The organism is Amycolatopsis sp. cg13, from assembly GCF_041346965.1.
Taxonomy (GTDB): Bacteria; Actinomycetota; Actinomycetes; order Mycobacteriales; family Pseudonocardiaceae; genus Amycolatopsis.
Genome location: NZ_CP166848.1, coordinates 7,958,482 through 7,974,423, shown reverse-complemented (window position 1 = coordinate 7,974,423; position 15,942 = coordinate 7,958,482). Strand labels below are relative to the sequence as shown.

Below are 15,942 nucleotides of genomic sequence, written 5' to 3'. Positions count from 1 at the left end.
TCAGGCGCCGAGCTCGTCGTCGATGAGGGCGAACAGTTCGTCGGTGGTGGCCGCTTCGAGCGCTTCGGAGCCGGATTGGCCGCCGGACAGCGTCTGGTGCAGCGCGGCGACGACCGCCTGCAGCCGGGGCAGGATGCGGGACCGGTCGATCTCCGCGGCGTCGAGCGCGGCGGCCGCCGCTTCGAGCCGGTCGAGCCCGGCTTCGAGCGGGACCTCCGTCTCGCCCGCGCACAGCTGGCTCCACAGGTGCTCGGCCAGCGCCTGCGGGTTGACGTGGTCGAACGCGACCGTGGCGGGCAGCTTCAGCCCGGTGCCGGCGCCGAGCCGGTTGCGCAGGTCGACGGCGGTCACCGAGTCGAAGCCGAGTTCCTTGAACGCCCGCGCGGGTTCGACCGCGCCGCCGTCGTCGTATCCGGCGACCGCGGCGACCTCGCCGCGCACCAGGTCCAGCACGGTCCGGCGCTGTTCGGCCGGGCTCAGCGACGCCAGCCGGGCGGCGAGGTCGCCCGCGCCCGCCGGCTCGGCGTCGGTCTGGTCGGCCGCCGCCTCGGGGATGCCGCGCAGCAGCGGGCGAGGCCGGGCGAGCTGGTAGACCGGCGCGAACGCGGCCCAGTCGATGTCCGCGACGACCAGCTGGGACTCGTCGTGGTCGAGCGCCTGGCCGAGTGCTTCGACGGCCAGTCGCGGGTCCATTTCGGCCAATCCCATGCGGCGCAACAGATCGCTCGCGTCCGCGTCGACCATGCCGCCACCGCCCCAGGAACCCCAGGCCACCGCGGTCGCGGTACGCCCGGCCGCACGACGGCGGCGAGCGAGCGCGTCGAGGTAGGCGTTGCTGGCGCCGTAGGCGGGCTGGCCGGAGGTGCCCCACACTGCGGCACCGGAGGACATCAGGACGAACGCGTCGAGTTCGGTGTCGCCGAGCAGCCGGTCGAGCAACTCAGCCCCGGTGACCTTCGCGCGGATCGCGGCGGTGAACTCCTCCGGCGTGACGTCGGCCAGCGCGGGTTCGCGGGTCAGCACTCCGGCGGCGTGCACCACGGAGGTCGGCGGGTACTCGGCGAGCAGCTTGGACAACGCTGTCTCGTCGGCAACGTCGCAGGCCACGACGGTGACGCGGGTGTCGGACAGCTCCTCGACCAGCTCACGCGCGCCTTCGGCGTCGAGGCCGCGACGGCTGGTCAGCACCAGGTGTTCTGCTCCGCGAGAGGCAAGCCAGCGCGCGACATGGCCGCCGACCGCGCCGGTGCCGCCGGTGATGAGCACGGTGCCGCGCGGTTGCCACGGCTCGGCGGCGTCCGGGCCGAGCGGGGCGTGGACCATCCGCTTGGCGAACACTCCGGACGGCCGGATCGCGACCTGGTCCTCGTCGTTGATGCCAGAGACGACGGCGGCGAGCTTCGCCGCGTCTGATGCGTCCGTGACGTCGACCAGACCGCCCCAGCTGCCAGGCTGGTCCAGGGCGACCACAGTGCCGAGGCCCCAGACCGACGCGGCTTCGGGGTCGGCGTCGGAGAAGGCGTCGACTGCGACTGCGCCTCGGGTGACGACCCAGGCCGGAGCGTCGATCTCGTTGTCCCGCAGGGCTTGCAGGAGCGCGATGGTGGTGAGCGTCGGGTTCTCGGCGAAGGCAAGCAGCGAGATGACGCCGTCGAACGGGCGGACTGCGGTTGCTTCGCCGAGGAGTTCGGCCAACGCGGTGCGGGTGTAGTCGGCGGCGACCAGGCGGACGACGTCGCCCTGTTCGGCCAGTGCGTCTGCCAGGTCGGTTGCTTGCGTGACTCCGGCGGGGACAACGATCAGCCAGCTGCCGGTGAGTCCGCTGGTCACTCCGGAGAGCGGCGCCCAGGACACGCGGTACCGCCAGGAGTCCACCGTGGACAGTTCGGTGCGGCGGCTGTGCCAGGCGGCCAGTGCCGGGACGACCTCGGCGAGCGGGCCGGTTCCGACACCAAGCCTTGTGGCGAGCGCGTCTACATCGCCGCCGGTGACGTCCTGCCAGAACTCCTGGTCGGCTACCGGGGTCGCCGTTTCCGCGGCGGCGGCTTCTTCCTCGTGCCAGAAACGCTTGTGCTGGAACGGGTAGGTCGGCAGGTCGACGAGCTGGCCGCCGGGGACCAGCGAGAGCCAGTCGACCGAGCCGCCGCGGACCGAGTACTCCGCCATCGAGGTCGCGAACCGGGTCAGGTCGCCCTCGTCGCGGCGCAGAGTCCCGACGACCGAGCCGGTGTACCCGGTTTCGTCCAGCGTCTCCTGGATGCTCATCGCCAGCACCGGGTGCGGGCTGATCTCGATGAACCGGGTGTAGCCAGCCTCGGCGAGCTGCGCGACGACCGGGGCGAACCGGACCGTGCGGCGCAGGTTGGCGAACCAGTACGCGGCATCCACAGTGGACTCTTCGACCGCGTCAAGGGTGACCGTGGAGGTCATCGCGACCTTGCCGCGCTTCGGCTGAATTGGGCCGAGATCGGCGAGCAGCCGGTCGGAGAGGTGTTCGACGTGCGCCGAGTGCGACGCGTAGTCCACCGGGACCAGCTTGGCGCGGAAGCCTTCGGCCACCAGCTGGTCGCGCAGCTCTTCGAGCGCTTCCGTGTCGCCGGACAGCACCGCGGACGTCGCGCCGTTGTCGGCCGCGACCGAGATCCGGCCGTCCCACGCACCGAGCCGCTCTTCCAGCTCGGTCGCCGGGAGACCAGCCGCGAGCATGCCGCCGCCGCGTCCGCCGAGGATGTCGCCGATCGCCTTGCTCCGCAGCGCAACCACCAATGCACCGTCCTCAAGCGACAGTGCACCGGAGACAGTCGCCGCGGCGATCTCGCCCTGCGAGTGGCCGATCACCATGTGCGGCTCGACGCCGTGCGCACGCCACAGCGCGGCCAGCGAAACCATGACCGCCCACAGCATCGGCTGCACGACGTCGACCCGGTCGGACGGCGGGGTGCCCGGTTCGCCGTTGAGAACGGAGATGACCGACCAGCCGGTGAACTTCCGCAGCGCGGTGTCGCATTCGGACATTCGGGCGGCGAAGGCCGGCGACTGCTCGATGAGGTCGAGCGCCATGCCAGTCCACTGTGAACCTTGGCCGGGGAAGACGAAGACCGTCCGGCCACGCACGTCCGCGGTACCAGTGATCACGTCCGGGCGGGAAGCGCCGGAAGCCAAGGCGCGCAAGGCTTCCTCAGCCTGCTTGCGGTCCTGCGCGACAACGACCGCGCGATGGTCTAGCGGCGCGCGACCGGCGACGAGCGTGTGCACGATGTCGGCGAGGTCACTGTCCACTTGAGCCAGTTGTCCAGCGGACTCGGCCAGCGCGGCCGGAGTCTTCGCTGACAGAGCCAGCGGGTAGACGGGAGCCGATACGGAAGTGGTCTCCTCCGCGATCGGAGCCTGCTCCAGGATCACGTGCGCGTTCGTCCCGCTCACGCCGAACGACGACACCGCCGCCCGCCGCGGCCGGTTCACCTCGGGCCACTCCTGCGGTTCAGTGAGCAGCTCGACCGCGCCGGACGTCCAGTCCACGTGCTTCGACGGCGTCCCGACGTGCAACGTCTTCGGCAGCCGTGCGTGCTGCAGCGCCTGCACCATCTTGATCACGCCCGCAACGCCAGCGGCGGCCTGCGGGTGGCCCATGTTCGACTTGATCGACCCGAGCAGCAACGGCGCGCCACTGCTGCGCTGGCCGTAAGTTTCCATCAGCGACTGGGCTTCGATCGGGTCACCCAAAGCAGTGCCGGTGCCGTGCGCCTCGACAGCGTCCACATCGGACACCGAGAGCCCTGCGTCGACGAGCGCGGCTTCGATCACCCGAACCTGCGAAGGACCGTTGGGCGCGGAGAAACCATTGCTGGCCCCGTCCTGGTTCACGGCCGAACCACGCAGCAGCGCGAGCACCCGGTGCCCGTTGCGCTGCGCGTCGGAAAGCCGCTCCAGGACCAGTACGCCGACGCCTTCCGCCCACGAAGTACCGTCGGCGTCGTCGGAGAACGACTTGCTCCGGCCGTCCGCCGCGAGACCGCGACGGCTGCAGAAGTCCACGAACATCTCCGGCGTGCCCATCACCGCGACGCCGCTCGCCAGCGCGAGCGAGCAGTCGCCGCGACGCAGCCCTTGCGCGGCCATGTGCAGCGCGACCAGCGAAGACGAGCACGCGGTGTCGACCGACACCGACGGTCCTTCGAGACCGAGCGTGTAGGAGACCTGGCCGGACACCAGGCTGCCGTCCGGGCTGCCGCCGCTGTAGTCGTGGTACATCACGCCGGCGTAGACGCCGGTCGAGCTGCCCTTGAGCCCGTGCGGGTCGAGCCCGGCGCGCTCGAACGCCTCCCAGGACGCTTCGAGCAGGATCCGCTGCTGCGGGTCGGCGCGGCGGGCGTCGCGCGGGCTGATGCCGAAGAACTCGGCGTCGAAATCCGCTGCGTTGTACAGGAAACCGCCGTGCCGGGTGTAGGTCTTCCCGGGCCGCTCGGGCGTCGGGTCGTAGACGCCCTCGACGTCCCAGCCGCGGTCGGCCGGGAACTCCCCGATCGCGTCGCGGCCCTCGTCGACGAGGTCCCACAGGTCGTCCGGCGTCCGCACGCCCCCGGGGTAGCGGCAGCTCATGCCGATGATCGCGATCGGCTCGGTGTCGCGCGCCTCGAGCTCGTGCAGCCGGCGGCGGGCCTGCTTGAGATCGGCCGTCGCACGCTTCAGGTAGTCGCGGAGCTTGTCCTCGTTGCTCATGGTCTGCCCGTTCATGAGATGCCCAATTCGTCGTCCAGGACGGCAAACAGCTCGTCGTCGGTGGCCTCGTCCAGATCGGCTTCGGTTTCGGCTCCGGCGTGCGCGTCGGCCCACTTGCGCACCAAGGCGTCCAGCCGCGCGGCGACCTTCGCGGTCGACCCGTTCAGCGTTCCGGCCGCGCCCCCGAGGAGGGTTTCCAGCCGGTCGATCTCTGTCAGGAGCGGCTCGGCCGGACCGCGGCCGACGCCGAGCAGTTCGTGCAGCCGCCGGGCCAGCGCGGCCGGAGTCGGGTGGTCGAACACGATGGTCGCGGTGAGTTTCAGCCCGGTGCGCGCGCCGAGCTGGTTGCGCAGTTCGACGGAGGTGAGGGAGTCGAAGCCCATCTCCTGGAACGCGCGCTCTGGCTCGACCGCCGCCGCGTTCGCGAAACCGAGGATCGCCGCCACCTGCTCGGACACCAGGCCCAGCAGGTACTCCTCGCGTTCGGCCTCGGGGACGGTCGCCAGCCTGGTCGCGGCCGGTGCCTTTTTGGCTGGGCGGCGAACCATGCTCCGGAGGACCGGCGGCAGGTCGTCGGTGCGGGCGCGCAGCGCGGCTTGGTCCAGACGGACCGGCGCGAGCACCGCTTCGGTCGACGCGAGGCTGGCGTCCAGGAGGGCGAGTGCTTCGGCGGTCGCCATCGGCGGGGTGCCCAGGCGGCGGAGACGACGGAAGTCCGCTTCGGACAGTTCGCCCGCCATGCCGCCGTCTTCGGACCACGCGCCCCAGCAGAGCGAGGTCGCCGGAAGTCCTTGTGCGCGACGGTGTTCGGCCAGTTCGTCAAGGAAAGCGTTGGCCGCGGCGTATCCCGCCTGCCCGGCCGCGAGGACCGTGCTGGCGGCGGACGAGAACAGGACGAACGCGTCGAGGTCGCTCGTCAGCTCGTGCAGGTGCCAGGCTCCGTCGACCTTCGGCGCGAAGACGCGGGCGGTTTCTTCCTCGGTGAGGGTCTCGACGCGTCCGGCCGACGGCACGCCCGCCGCGTGGATGACTGCGGAGAGCGGGCCGGTCTTAGCGAGCAGCATCCGCACCGACTCCGCGTCGGTGACGTCGCAGCTTTCGATCGCGACCGTCGCACCTCGGGAGGTCAGCTCGTCGCGCAGTTCGGCCGCACCGGAGGCGTTCACTCCCCTGCGGCTGGTCAAGACGAGGTTCCGCACGCCATGCTTGGTCACGAGGTGGCGGGCGACGACGGCACCGAGTCCGCCGGTACCGCCAGTGACCAGGACTTTGTCCCAGTTCAGTTCGGTCGGTTCCGCAGTGACGGTGGTGAATCGCGGGGCGAAGACCTGGCCGTCGCGAACCGCGGTCTCCGGCTCACCGGTCGCCAACGCGGTCTCCGGGTCGCCATCGACCAGGGCGAAGCGGCCGGGGTTCTCCGCCGCAGCCGCGCGGACCAGTCCCCAGGCCGGGGCGAGCGCCGGATCGACGTCCTCACCGTTGACGGACACCGCTCCGCGCGTGACCACCGCTAGGCGACCATCGCCGTCGAGAGTTTCCTGGATGGCGGCGAGTACCTTCGCAGCGACTGCGCGCGCGGCTTCGGGCACTCGACGCTCCGAAGTGGACACTTCGAGAATCCGGAAGTCGTGCTGCTCGCCGATGTTCTCGACGGACTCCCACTTGACGCGGTACAGCGTGTCTTTCGCCGGGGTCAGCTTGAGCGCCCGTGCGGCGAGTGCCTCGACGGTCAGGACTGGGCCGCCGGTGGCGTCGGCGATCTGCAGGGTGATCGTGTCAGTACCCGCCGGGGCGACTCGGACCCGCAGCGTCGACGCGCCCGGCGCGTGCACCGTAGTGCCGCTGAAGGAGAACGGCAGCATCGGCTCGGCACCGCCTTCGGGAGCCGGGCCGAGGAGTTGCGCGTGCATGGCGGCGTCGAGCAGGGCGGGGTGGACGCCGTAGTCGCGGGCTTCGGCACCGTCGGGAAGCGTGACCTCGGCGTAGCTGACATCACCGTCTTGCCACATCGCCTGCAGGCCCTGAAAAGCCGGGCCGTAGTCGTAACCGAGCGCGGCGAGGGTCGTGTACGGGTCGTCCAGCTCGACCTTGGTGGCACCGGTGGGCGGCCATTCGGTGAGGTCGAATGACGGAAGTTCTGCATTCGGGGCAACGAAACCGCTCGCGTGCCGGGTCCAGGATTCGGCGCTGTCTGGTCGCGAGTGGACGGTGACCGTGCGACGGCCGTTCTCGTCCGGTGCCTCGACGGATACCTGGATTGCCGCGCTTTCGGTGAGGGTGAGCGGCGCTTCGAGGGTGAGTTCCTCGATGTGCGCGCAACCGACCTCGGCGGCGGCGCGGTGCACCAGCTCGACAAACGCCGTCCCCGGAACCAGGATCGTGCCGAGCACGACGTGGTCGGCGACCCAGCCGACGCTGGTGGTGGACAACCGGCCGGTGAGCACCACCGAGCCGGTTTCCGGCAGGTGGACGACGGAGCTGAGCATCGGGTGTTCGGCGGGCCGCTGGCCGTGCTCGGTCGCGTCGCCGCTGGTCGTGTCTGCGGGGAGCCAGTAGCGGGTGCGGCGGAAGGCGTAGGTCGGCAGTTCGACGCGGCGCGCGCCTGGGTAGAACGCGGTCCAGTCGACCGGGACGCCGCGTGCGTGCAGCGTCGCGAACGCGGTGACAGCTGTGACCGCTTCGCCGCGATCCTTGCGTTGGGACGGGACGAAGGCGAGGGTGTCGTCGTCGAACCCGTTCTGGGCGGCGGCGGTGAGGACTGCGGACGGTCCAATCTCGACAAACGTCCGCACGCCTTCGTCGACCAGCTTCTCGACCCCGGCGTGGAACCGGACTGCGGCGCAGACCTGGCGCACCCAGTAGTCCGGAGTGGACAGATCCTCGCCGTTACCGACTGTGGAGACGATCGGGATCTGCGGCTTCGCGTAGGTGAGCTTCTCCGCCACGACGGCGAATTCGGCGAGCATCGGCTCCATCAGCGGCGAGTGGAACGCGTGCGACACCTTGAGCTTGGAGGACTTCCTTCCACCGAACTCCGCCACCACCGCGGCGACGGCGTCTTCGGCGCCAGAAAGCACCACCGAGTCCGGACCGTTGATCGCGGCGATGCTGACCTGCCCGGTCAGATGCGGCGTGACCTCGTCCTCGGTCGCCTGCAGGGCCACCATCGACCCGCCGGACGGCAGCGCTTGCATCAGCCGCGCCCGTGCGCCGACCAACGCCGCCGCGTCCGGAAGCGAGAGAATCCCGGCGACGTGCGCGGCGGCGAGTTCACCGATCGAATGGCCGAGCAGGAAGTCCGGCTTGATCCCCCACGCCGCCAGCAGCCGGAACAGCGCCACCTCGACGGCGAACAACGCGGGCTGAGTGAAGCCGGTGCGCTCCAGCTCGGCGGCATCGTCGAGGGCCGTCTGCAGTGGACGGTCCAGGTGCGGGTCGAGTTCGGCGCACACAGCGTCGAAAGCCTCGGCGAACACCGGGTACTTAGCGGCGAGTTCCTTGCCCATCCCGGCCCGCTGCGCTCCTTGGCCGGTGAAGAGGAACGCCGTACGGCCGTTGGTGCGGCGGTCACGAACCACCTCACGCGTGGCACCGACGAGCACCGCGCGATGGTCGAGCGCGGACCTAGTGGTGGCCAGGGAGAAACCGATATCGGTCGACGAGCCTTCGAGGTCCGAGAGCTGGTTCACTTGGGCATCGAGGGTGTCGGCGCTGTCCGCAGACACCGGCCACGCAAGCACCGGCACCTCAGCTGGCGCGGCGGCCTCCTCGACCGGCTCGGCCTGTTCCACAATCACGTGCGCGTTAGTCCCGCTGATCCCGAACGACGACACCGCGGCGCGGCGGGCGCGTCCGGTCTCCGGCCACGGGCGGGCCTCGGTGAGCAGCTCGACCTCGCCGGCCGACCAGTCCACGTGCGGCGAGGGCGCGTCGACGTGCAGGGTCTTCGGCAGCACGCCGTGCCGGATCGCTTCCACGACCTTGATCACGCCGCCGACCCCGGCCGCGGCCTGGGTGTGTCCGATGTTCGACTTGAGCGAGCCCAGCCACAGCGGCTCGGTGCGGTCCTGGCCGTAGGTCGCGAGCAGCGCCTGCGCCTCGATCGGGTCGCCGAGCTTCGTGCCCGTGCCGTGACCCTCGACAAGGTCGACATCCGCCGTCGTCAGCCCGGCCGATTCCAGTGCCTGGCGGATCACTCGTTGCTGCGCGGGTCCATTAGGGACAGTCAGACCGCTGGACGCGCCATCGGAGTTCACCGCGGAGCCGCGGATCACGGCGAGCACCGGGTGGCCGTTGCGGCGGGCTTCGGAAAGTCGCTCGACCACGAGGACGCCCGCGCCCTCGCCCCAGCCGGTTCCGTCGGCCGCGGCGGCGAACGCCTTGCACCGGCCGTCGTCGGAAAGCCCGCGCTGCTCGGAGAAATACACAAAAGTTTCGGGAGTGGCCATCACCGTCACGCCGCCGACCAGCGCCAGCGAACAGTCACCGCGGCGAAGCGCCTGCGCGGCCCAGTGGAGCGCGACGAGCGACGACGAGCACGCGGTGTCCACGCTCACCGCCGGGCCTTCGAGCCCGAGCGCGTAAGCGACGCGTCCCGAGACGACGCTGCCAGCGGCGGCGTGTCCGGCGTAGTCGTGGTACATGACGCCGGTGAACACGCCGGTTTCGCTGCCGCGCAACGTTTCCGGCACGATCCCGGCCCGCTCCAGCGCAGTCCACGAGGTCTCCAGCAGGATCCGCTGCTGCGCGTCCATCGCGAGCGCTTCGCGCGGCGAGATGCCGAAGAACTCCGGGTCGAATTCCGCTGCGTCGTAAAGGAATCCGGCCTCGCGCGTGTTCGTGGTGCCGGGCCGCTCGCCGCTGGGATCGTACAGCATGTCCAACGGCCAGCCGCGGTCCTCCGGGAAGCCGCCGATCGCGTCGGTTCCGGTAGCGACGAGGTTCCACAGGTCCTCGGGCGACGTGACGCCGCCCGGGTACCGGCAGGCCATGCCGACGATCGCGATCGGCTCGCCGGCACGCTCGCGCGTTTCTTGCAGTGCCCGCTTCGCTTCGCGAAGATCGGTCGTCGCGCGTTTGAGGTATGCGAGCAGTTTGCGCTCGTTCTCGCCGCCGGACTGGAAGTCGCTACTCACGCCAATCGCCCCGCCTAACCGCGAAAAAGGGTGGAAAGTGCCACGTCAGGAACGCTACCGACGGCGCTGGCGCGCCCCCACCCCTAGCGGCCCCACATTCAGCTGGCCAGCGCGGCGACGACCGCGCGAGGGGCCGGCAACGCGGCCACCTCCGCACGCAACGCGCTCGCACCGGCACGAAGCGTTTCGTCCGTCAGCTGGTAAATCCCCTCTGCGGCACCGGAAAGCCCTGCACCCGCCGCCGTTACGCGAGTACCGAAGGCGGATTCGGTCAACGACAGCTGCGGCAGTCCGTACGCCACCGCGGCAAGGGCCAAAGCCTCGTCGCCGTCGTGCACCAGCGCCGCACAGGTCGGCAATACAGCGGCCGGTGGTGCGGCGTCGACGAGCTTCAATTTCGGCGGCAGTTCGAGACCAGCGGGCAGCTCTGCCGCACAGACGACTTCAGCGTCCACATCGGACATTGCCCGGAAGACCGGCTCATACCACGACGGATCATTCAGCGACAGAAGAATGCGAGCCCGACGCGCCTTGCGGCGTAACCAAGTCGGGATCTCAACCGGACCGAAGTACGGCACGTGCCGCAACGGCTGTCCGGGAGATTCCCGCAAGGAAGGCGGAACGACATCGAGCGTGAGGTCCGCGGCAACGTCCGGCTCATCAGCTGTTCCCAGCACGCGCACGGCCTTAGCGTCGACCGCGCGGGCAGCAGCGATTCCGGCGGAGGCATTCGAGATCACCGCCGCAGGCCGCCACAATTGCGCGAACTCGACCAGCGCCGCGGATTCGGTCAGCGCCGCGTCGCCGTCCTCGAGCTCGACCGCGACGCAGCCGGTGCGGAGGATTTCCTCGACGAACGCGGGCCGTCCGGCGATTTTGACGTCGTGCCCGGCACTTCGCAGCGCCCACGCCAGCGGCACCAGAGTGTGGAGACGGGCCGTTGACGACGGCGCGGCCAGGAGTACACGCATGGGGATCACTCCAGATACGACAAAGACCGGGCCGGCCCGGTGCGGACAGTCGTCACGAGACTATCCACCCCGGGCCGGCCCGGCGTACCCCTAGAAACCGTTACTGGCCGGGCATTTTCACCGCTTCGATCGCGTTGCGGCGCATCGCCAGCCTTGCCGAGAGCGCGGTCGCCGGCCACACGATCAGGAAGATCGCGAGCACCACGCCGAGGAACACCCAGATCGGCCCGGACGGAATGATCTCGCCGGTGGTCAGCGCCATCGGGATCACGGTGAAGAGCGAGATCACAATGCCGAGCACCAGCCCGGTCACCGCCACGATCCCGCCTTCCACGAACAGCATCCGCCGCACCTGCCCGCGATCGGCACCGGCGAGCCGTTGCGCGCCGAACTCCCGTCGGCGAGCCAGCACGGCCACCGCGAGCGTGTTCACCGCGGCGATCGCGGCGTACGCGATGGCGAGCACGGCCAGCAGGTAGTTGATCAGCGCCTCGACATCAGCACTCGCCTGGAAGCTCGCGGCGAGCGCACTGTCGTCGCCGACCGTGACCCCGGGCCAGTCCTTCGCCCGGTCGGACAGCGCCGACACGACCGCGCTGGCGTCCCCGCCCCGCACGAGCACCTGCGACGCCAGGCCGCTGGTGGTGTGCGCGGCCAGGAGGTCCGCGGGCAGAATCATGCTCGCGTAGCTGGACGGGCTGTCCAGCAGCGCGACCACGGTCACCGGGACCTGCGCCCCGTCGCCGAGCCGCATCTTGATGTTCGAGCCGACCTTCACTTCCAGCTTCTCGGCGACCGACGCCGGCAGCGCCACGGAATTCCCGCGCAGCTGCGTCAGCGAGCCTTCGGTGACCTCGGTGGCGAGCACGGTGCCGCCCTGGTCCTGCGCAGCGACACCCAGCAGCCGCAGCGGGTCGCTTCCGTTGCCGTCGTAGGGATCCTCGACCCAGCCGGAGCTGGTGACGAGCGGCGACGAGGTCGCCACCCCTGGCGTGCTGCGGATTTGCGCGAGCTCGTCCGGCGAGAACCCACCCGCGGTCGAGCTGACCACCGCGTCCGCCTTCAACTGCCCGGCGTACGCGGCGATCTGCGCTTTTTGGGCGGTGGTCTCGGAATACACGTTGCCGAGCGCGACCGCGCTGGCGAGCGTGATCGGCGTGAGCACCGCCGCGAACGCGACCGCCCGCGCCCGGGTGTTGATGACCGCGAGCGTGGCGTCGCGGCCGGCGACCCGGCGCACGAACGGACCGAACCGGTCCACCACCCACGCGATGATCTCCGGGCCGAGCAGCGCGACGCCGATCGCACCGGTGAGCACCGCCGGTCCGCCGATCGCCGCGGCGGTGTCGGCGGGCATGAAGATCGTGGTCGCGGCGAGCAAAACCGTGGCCGCACCGCAGATCAGCGCACCCATGCGGCGCATGGCGTTCACCTTGACGCCCGGGATCGCCGCTTCGGCCAGCGCCTGGATGGGCCGGGCCCGCGCGGCGGCCAGCGCGGCGAACCACGCGGCCCCGAAGGTGATCGCGAGCGTGACGATGATTCCGCCCGCGAACGCGATGATGTCCTGGGTGAAGGCGAGTTCGTCCGGCACGATGCCGAGCGAGCCGCTGGTGCTGAAGATCCAGTTTCCGAGCAGGCTGCCCAGGAACGCGCCACAGACCGCGGCGATCACGCCGACCGCCATCGTCTCCATGACGACCATGCGGTGCACCTGCTTCGGCGTCGCCCCGGTCGCCCGCAGCAGCGCGAGTTCCTGCTGCCGCTGCCGGACGGTGAGGCTGATTGTCGCGGAGACGACCAGCGCCATCACGACCAGCACCATGCCGCCGAACACCGCCGCGAGCAGGATCAGCGGCAGCTGGCTTCCGCTCACGCCGAGGAATTCGGCCGAACCGCGGTCGTCGCCGGTCAGCACGGTGAGCGAGGGAACCTGTGCGGAGATCTTGCCCGCCAGGTCCGCCGCGTCGACGTCGGCAGCCGGGAAAACGCCGACGAGCCCGACCGTGCCGGGATGCGGGTTGAACCGCTGGGCGTCCGTGACCGAGAAGAAGAACGCGGGCGCGCGCACGGTCTGCGAAGGCTGTGCGATCCCGGAGATCTGGAACGACTGCCGCTGCCCGTTCACCGCCAAGTCAACGGCCGAACCCGCGTGCAGCCCAGCCGCGGCCGCGGTAGTCGCGTCAATGACCACTTGCCCCGGCGTATTCGGCGCCGAGCCCTCGGTGAGCTTGTATCCGCCCAGCGAAGCCGAATCCCAGCCGTGTCCGGAAAGGACAGACGCACCCGACTCGGCGGGCGCGCCGTCGTGCAGCAGCACGGTCGCGAACGACACGTCCGGCACCGCCTGCCCGACGCCCTGCACCGCGGAGATCTTCGCGACCTGGTCCTCCGGCAGCACCGCACGCTCGGCGTACGGGACGACCTGGGATTCCTCGTCGGGCAGCTTGAACCCGGCGGACCCGCCGACCACGAGCGGCGCCGCGGACAGCCGTTCCGGCGCGGCCTTCAGCACGATCGCCGTCTCGAACAGCCCGGCGCACGCGATCAGCAGACCGCAGCCGATGAGGATGGCGACGAACGACGCGAGCGACGCCGCCGCGCGGTACCGGAGGCTCGACAGCGCGAGCGCGAGCACCACTCGCCGCGAACTCACCGCTGCCTCCTCGCTTGCTCGCCGAGGTGCGCCAGGGTGCTCGCGACCGCGTCGACGCTGGGCGTGGCCATCTGGGTGACGATCCGGCCGTCGACCAGGAACAGCACGTTGTCCGCGTGGGACGCCGCGACCGGGTCGTGGGTGACCATCACGATGGTCTGGCCCGCGCTGACCAGCTCGCGCATCAGGCCGAGCACCTCGAGCGCGGTGGTGGTGTCGAGCGCGCCGGTGGGCTCGTCGGCGAACACCACTGCCGGGCGGGCGGCGAGCGCACGGGCAATCGCGACGCGCTGCTGTTGCCCGCCGGACAGTTCGCCGGGCCGGTGCTTCACGCGCTGGGACAGCCCGACGCGCGCGATCACCTGGTCCACCCACGCCTTGTCCGGCGCGCGGCCGGCCAGGAGCGTCGGCAACGTGACGTTCTGTTCCACGTTCAGCGCCGGCATGAGGTTGAACGACTGGAAAATGAACGCGACGTGCTCGCGGCGCAGCTCGGTGAGCTGGGTTTCGTTCTTGCCCTTGAGGTCGGTCCCCACGAGGGTGACCGTGCCCGAGGTCGGCGTGTCCAGCCCCGCCGCGCAGTGCAGCAGCGTGCTCTTGCCGGACCCGGACGGGCCCATCACCGCGGTGAAGGTGCCTGCCGGGAAGGCAACGGAAACGCCGGCGAGCGCTTCGACGGCGCTCTCGCCGCGGCCGTAGGTCTTGTGCACCGCGTCCAGCTGGACGGGTGTTGCCACGGAAGTGGTGGTGGGCACGTCGTTCACTCCGATCCGTTCCCGGAACCGCGGCGCTCGAGCGACCACCAGACCGCGAGCACGATCGCGCCTCCGCCCAGCGTCCACAGCCAGAAGGGCGACTTGAAGGACATGCTGATGAGGCTCATCAGCAGCCAGATCACGAACTGGACCCCCGTGATGGCGGCCCAGGCGATCGTGACGATTCGGCGAGCGAGTCCGCTCCCGGAGCGGGTCTTCTCGGTGCTCTCCGACATGAGGCCCCCCAATACGGCTTCGACGGAGTCGGGATTAATTGTGTAAGGCTTGCACAGTTTAGCGGACTCCCGCTGACGGGGGAACCCCAGGGGTTCCGCTCAGGACGCCCGGCCGGCCGTGGCCCGCGCCCGCCGGTCGAAGTCCCGGACGCTCCACACGCCCGCGACCAGCACTCCGCCGCCCAGATAGACCCAGAGCAGCCACAGCGGATCCCACTGCCCGCCGATCACCCCGATCCCGAACCAGATCAGCGTGTTGACCGCCGCGACCACCGCCCAGAGCCCGAACGCGAGCTTCGGCGCGGCCTCGAGCAGCGGAGGCGGCGACCCGGACGCACGCCCCTCGACCGCGGCCCGCAACGCCGCGTGCGACTCGGCAAGCCGAATCCGAGCCAGCCTTCGAGCCGCTTCCTGCCCGTCGCAGGCCCCTTCGGAACGGGCGTGCTCAACCTCGGTAGCCGCCAGCTTCCGGTCCAATTCGGTGACCTTCCCGAATCCGAACCGGTTGGTCTCGCTCACGTTGGCTCGCCCCCAGACCAGATCAGTGTAAGACTTGCACAGTTTACTGAAAGACGTACCGGAGCGAAAGATGCCGATCGAGCCCGATCCCCGAGCCCTGCCGCCGGGCCTGACCCCAGCCTGGCTGGGCGCCCCCCGTCCCCGCCGAGGACCGAAGCCGTCGCACACCGTAGAGGCGGTCGTAGCGGCAGCCGTCGAACTGGCCGACACCGAAGGCCTGACCGCCGCGTCACTGCCGAACATCGCGTCCGCGCTGGGCCTGACGACCAACGCGCTGTACCGCTACGTGAGTTCCAAGGACGAGCTGCTGATCCTCCTGGCCGAGGCAGGCTTCGGCCCGCCTCCCGCTGCTCCGGTTGGCCTGGACTGGCGCTCCTCCGTCCGCACCTGGGCGGACGCCGCGACCAAGCGATACGCAGCGCGCCCATGGCTGCTGGACGTCCGCGAGGGCTTGACCCCGCACCGCCTCCGCTGGACTGAGCAATTGCTGGCGATCTTTGTTGCGACCGGTTTGTCCACAGTGGACGCTCTGTCTTGCTCGGAACTGGTCTCGGCGGTAGTCCGAGCCACGGCTGACCGCCGACGCGCTGTGGCCGACCCGGACTCGCCGGAATCCACCGAGTACGCCGCCGAAGTGCGAGCTTTCCTGCAACCACGCTTGACCGAAGGCGACTACCCGCATCTGGCCGAGCTGGCGGAGTCCCGCGAATTCCCTGCCGCCGCCCCCGAGGACTTCGCCCTGGAACGAGTCCTGGACGGAATCGCCGCCCTGCTCCCTTAACCAGTACGTGAGGGGAACCCTGAGGGAATCAGATTCCCTCAGGGTTCCCCTCACGTACCTAAACCGCACCAGCGCACCCAACCAAGCACTCGCACGCCCCTAAACCGCGCCAATGCACCCAACTATCGGGGCACCCACACCCCCCGCACCCCGATACGAAGCCAAAAACA

General features: G+C 70.3%; 8 protein-coding genes. 1 reads left to right on the top strand and 7 read right to left on the bottom strand.

The window, feature by feature from the left end; translation table 11 throughout:
- The 7 genes from AB5I40_RS37415 to AB5I40_RS37385 form a co-directional block, all read right to left on the bottom strand.
- A complete protein-coding gene (locus tag AB5I40_RS37415) occupies positions 1-4,719 on the bottom strand; it encodes a type I polyketide synthase (RefSeq protein ID WP_370934874.1) in 4,719 nt (1,572 codons plus the stop codon).
- An 11-nt stretch (positions 4,720-4,730) separates the two neighbouring features.
- On the bottom strand, positions 4,731-9,854 hold the full coding sequence (locus tag AB5I40_RS37410; RefSeq protein WP_370934873.1) for an SDR family NAD(P)-dependent oxidoreductase: 5,124 nt from the start codon (positions 9,852-9,854) through the stop codon (positions 4,731-4,733).
- A 98-nt stretch (positions 9,855-9,952) separates the two neighbouring features.
- Entirely contained in the window at positions 9,953-10,825 is an 873-nt protein-coding gene (locus tag AB5I40_RS37405) for a nucleotide disphospho-sugar-binding domain-containing protein (protein ID WP_370934872.1), read from the bottom strand.
- 100 nt (positions 10,826-10,925) lie between these two features.
- Positions 10,926-13,481 carry an ABC transporter permease gene (locus AB5I40_RS37400; protein ID WP_370934871.1) on the bottom strand — a complete coding sequence of 852 codons (2,556 nt, stop codon included), beginning with the start codon at positions 13,479-13,481 and terminating at the stop codon, positions 10,926-10,928.
- Positions 13,478-14,245, bottom strand: a complete 768-nt coding sequence (locus tag AB5I40_RS37395) for an ABC transporter ATP-binding protein (RefSeq protein WP_370934870.1) — start codon at positions 14,243-14,245, stop codon at positions 13,478-13,480. Before AB5I40_RS37395 ends, AB5I40_RS37400 begins: the two co-directional genes overlap by 4 nt.
- Complete coding sequence (locus AB5I40_RS37390; RefSeq protein WP_344272109.1) at positions 14,242-14,472, bottom strand: hypothetical protein; 231 nt, start codon at positions 14,470-14,472, stop codon at positions 14,242-14,244. The genes AB5I40_RS37395 and AB5I40_RS37390 overlap by 4 nt, the downstream gene beginning before the upstream one ends.
- A 99-nt stretch (positions 14,473-14,571) precedes the next feature.
- Complete coding sequence (locus AB5I40_RS37385) at positions 14,572-14,991, bottom strand: hypothetical protein (protein ID WP_370934869.1); 420 nt, start codon at positions 14,989-14,991, stop codon at positions 14,572-14,574.
- A gap of 70 nt (positions 14,992-15,061) precedes the next feature.
- Here AB5I40_RS37385 and AB5I40_RS37380 point away from each other — a divergent pair, with 70 nt between their 5' ends.
- On the top strand, positions 15,062-15,772 hold the full coding sequence (locus AB5I40_RS37380; protein ID WP_370934868.1) for a TetR/AcrR family transcriptional regulator: 711 nt from the start codon (positions 15,062-15,064) through the stop codon (positions 15,770-15,772).
- Positions 15,773-15,942 lie beyond the last annotated feature (170 nt).

Coding starts and splice junctions, on each gene's coding strand:
- AB5I40_RS37415 (WP_370934874.1), bottom strand. CDS start 4,719: ATGAGCAACGAGGACAAGCTCCGCGACTACCTGAAGCGTGCGACGGCC.
- AB5I40_RS37380 (WP_370934868.1), top strand. CDS start 15,062: ATGCCGATCGAGCCCGATCCCCGAGCCCTGCCGCCGGGCCTGACCCCA.
- AB5I40_RS37390 (WP_344272109.1), bottom strand. CDS start 14,472: ATGTCGGAGAGCACCGAGAAGACCCGCTCCGGGAGCGGACTCGCTCGC.
- AB5I40_RS37405 (WP_370934872.1), bottom strand. CDS start 10,825: ATGCGTGTACTCCTGGCCGCGCCGTCGTCAACGGCCCGTCTCCACACT.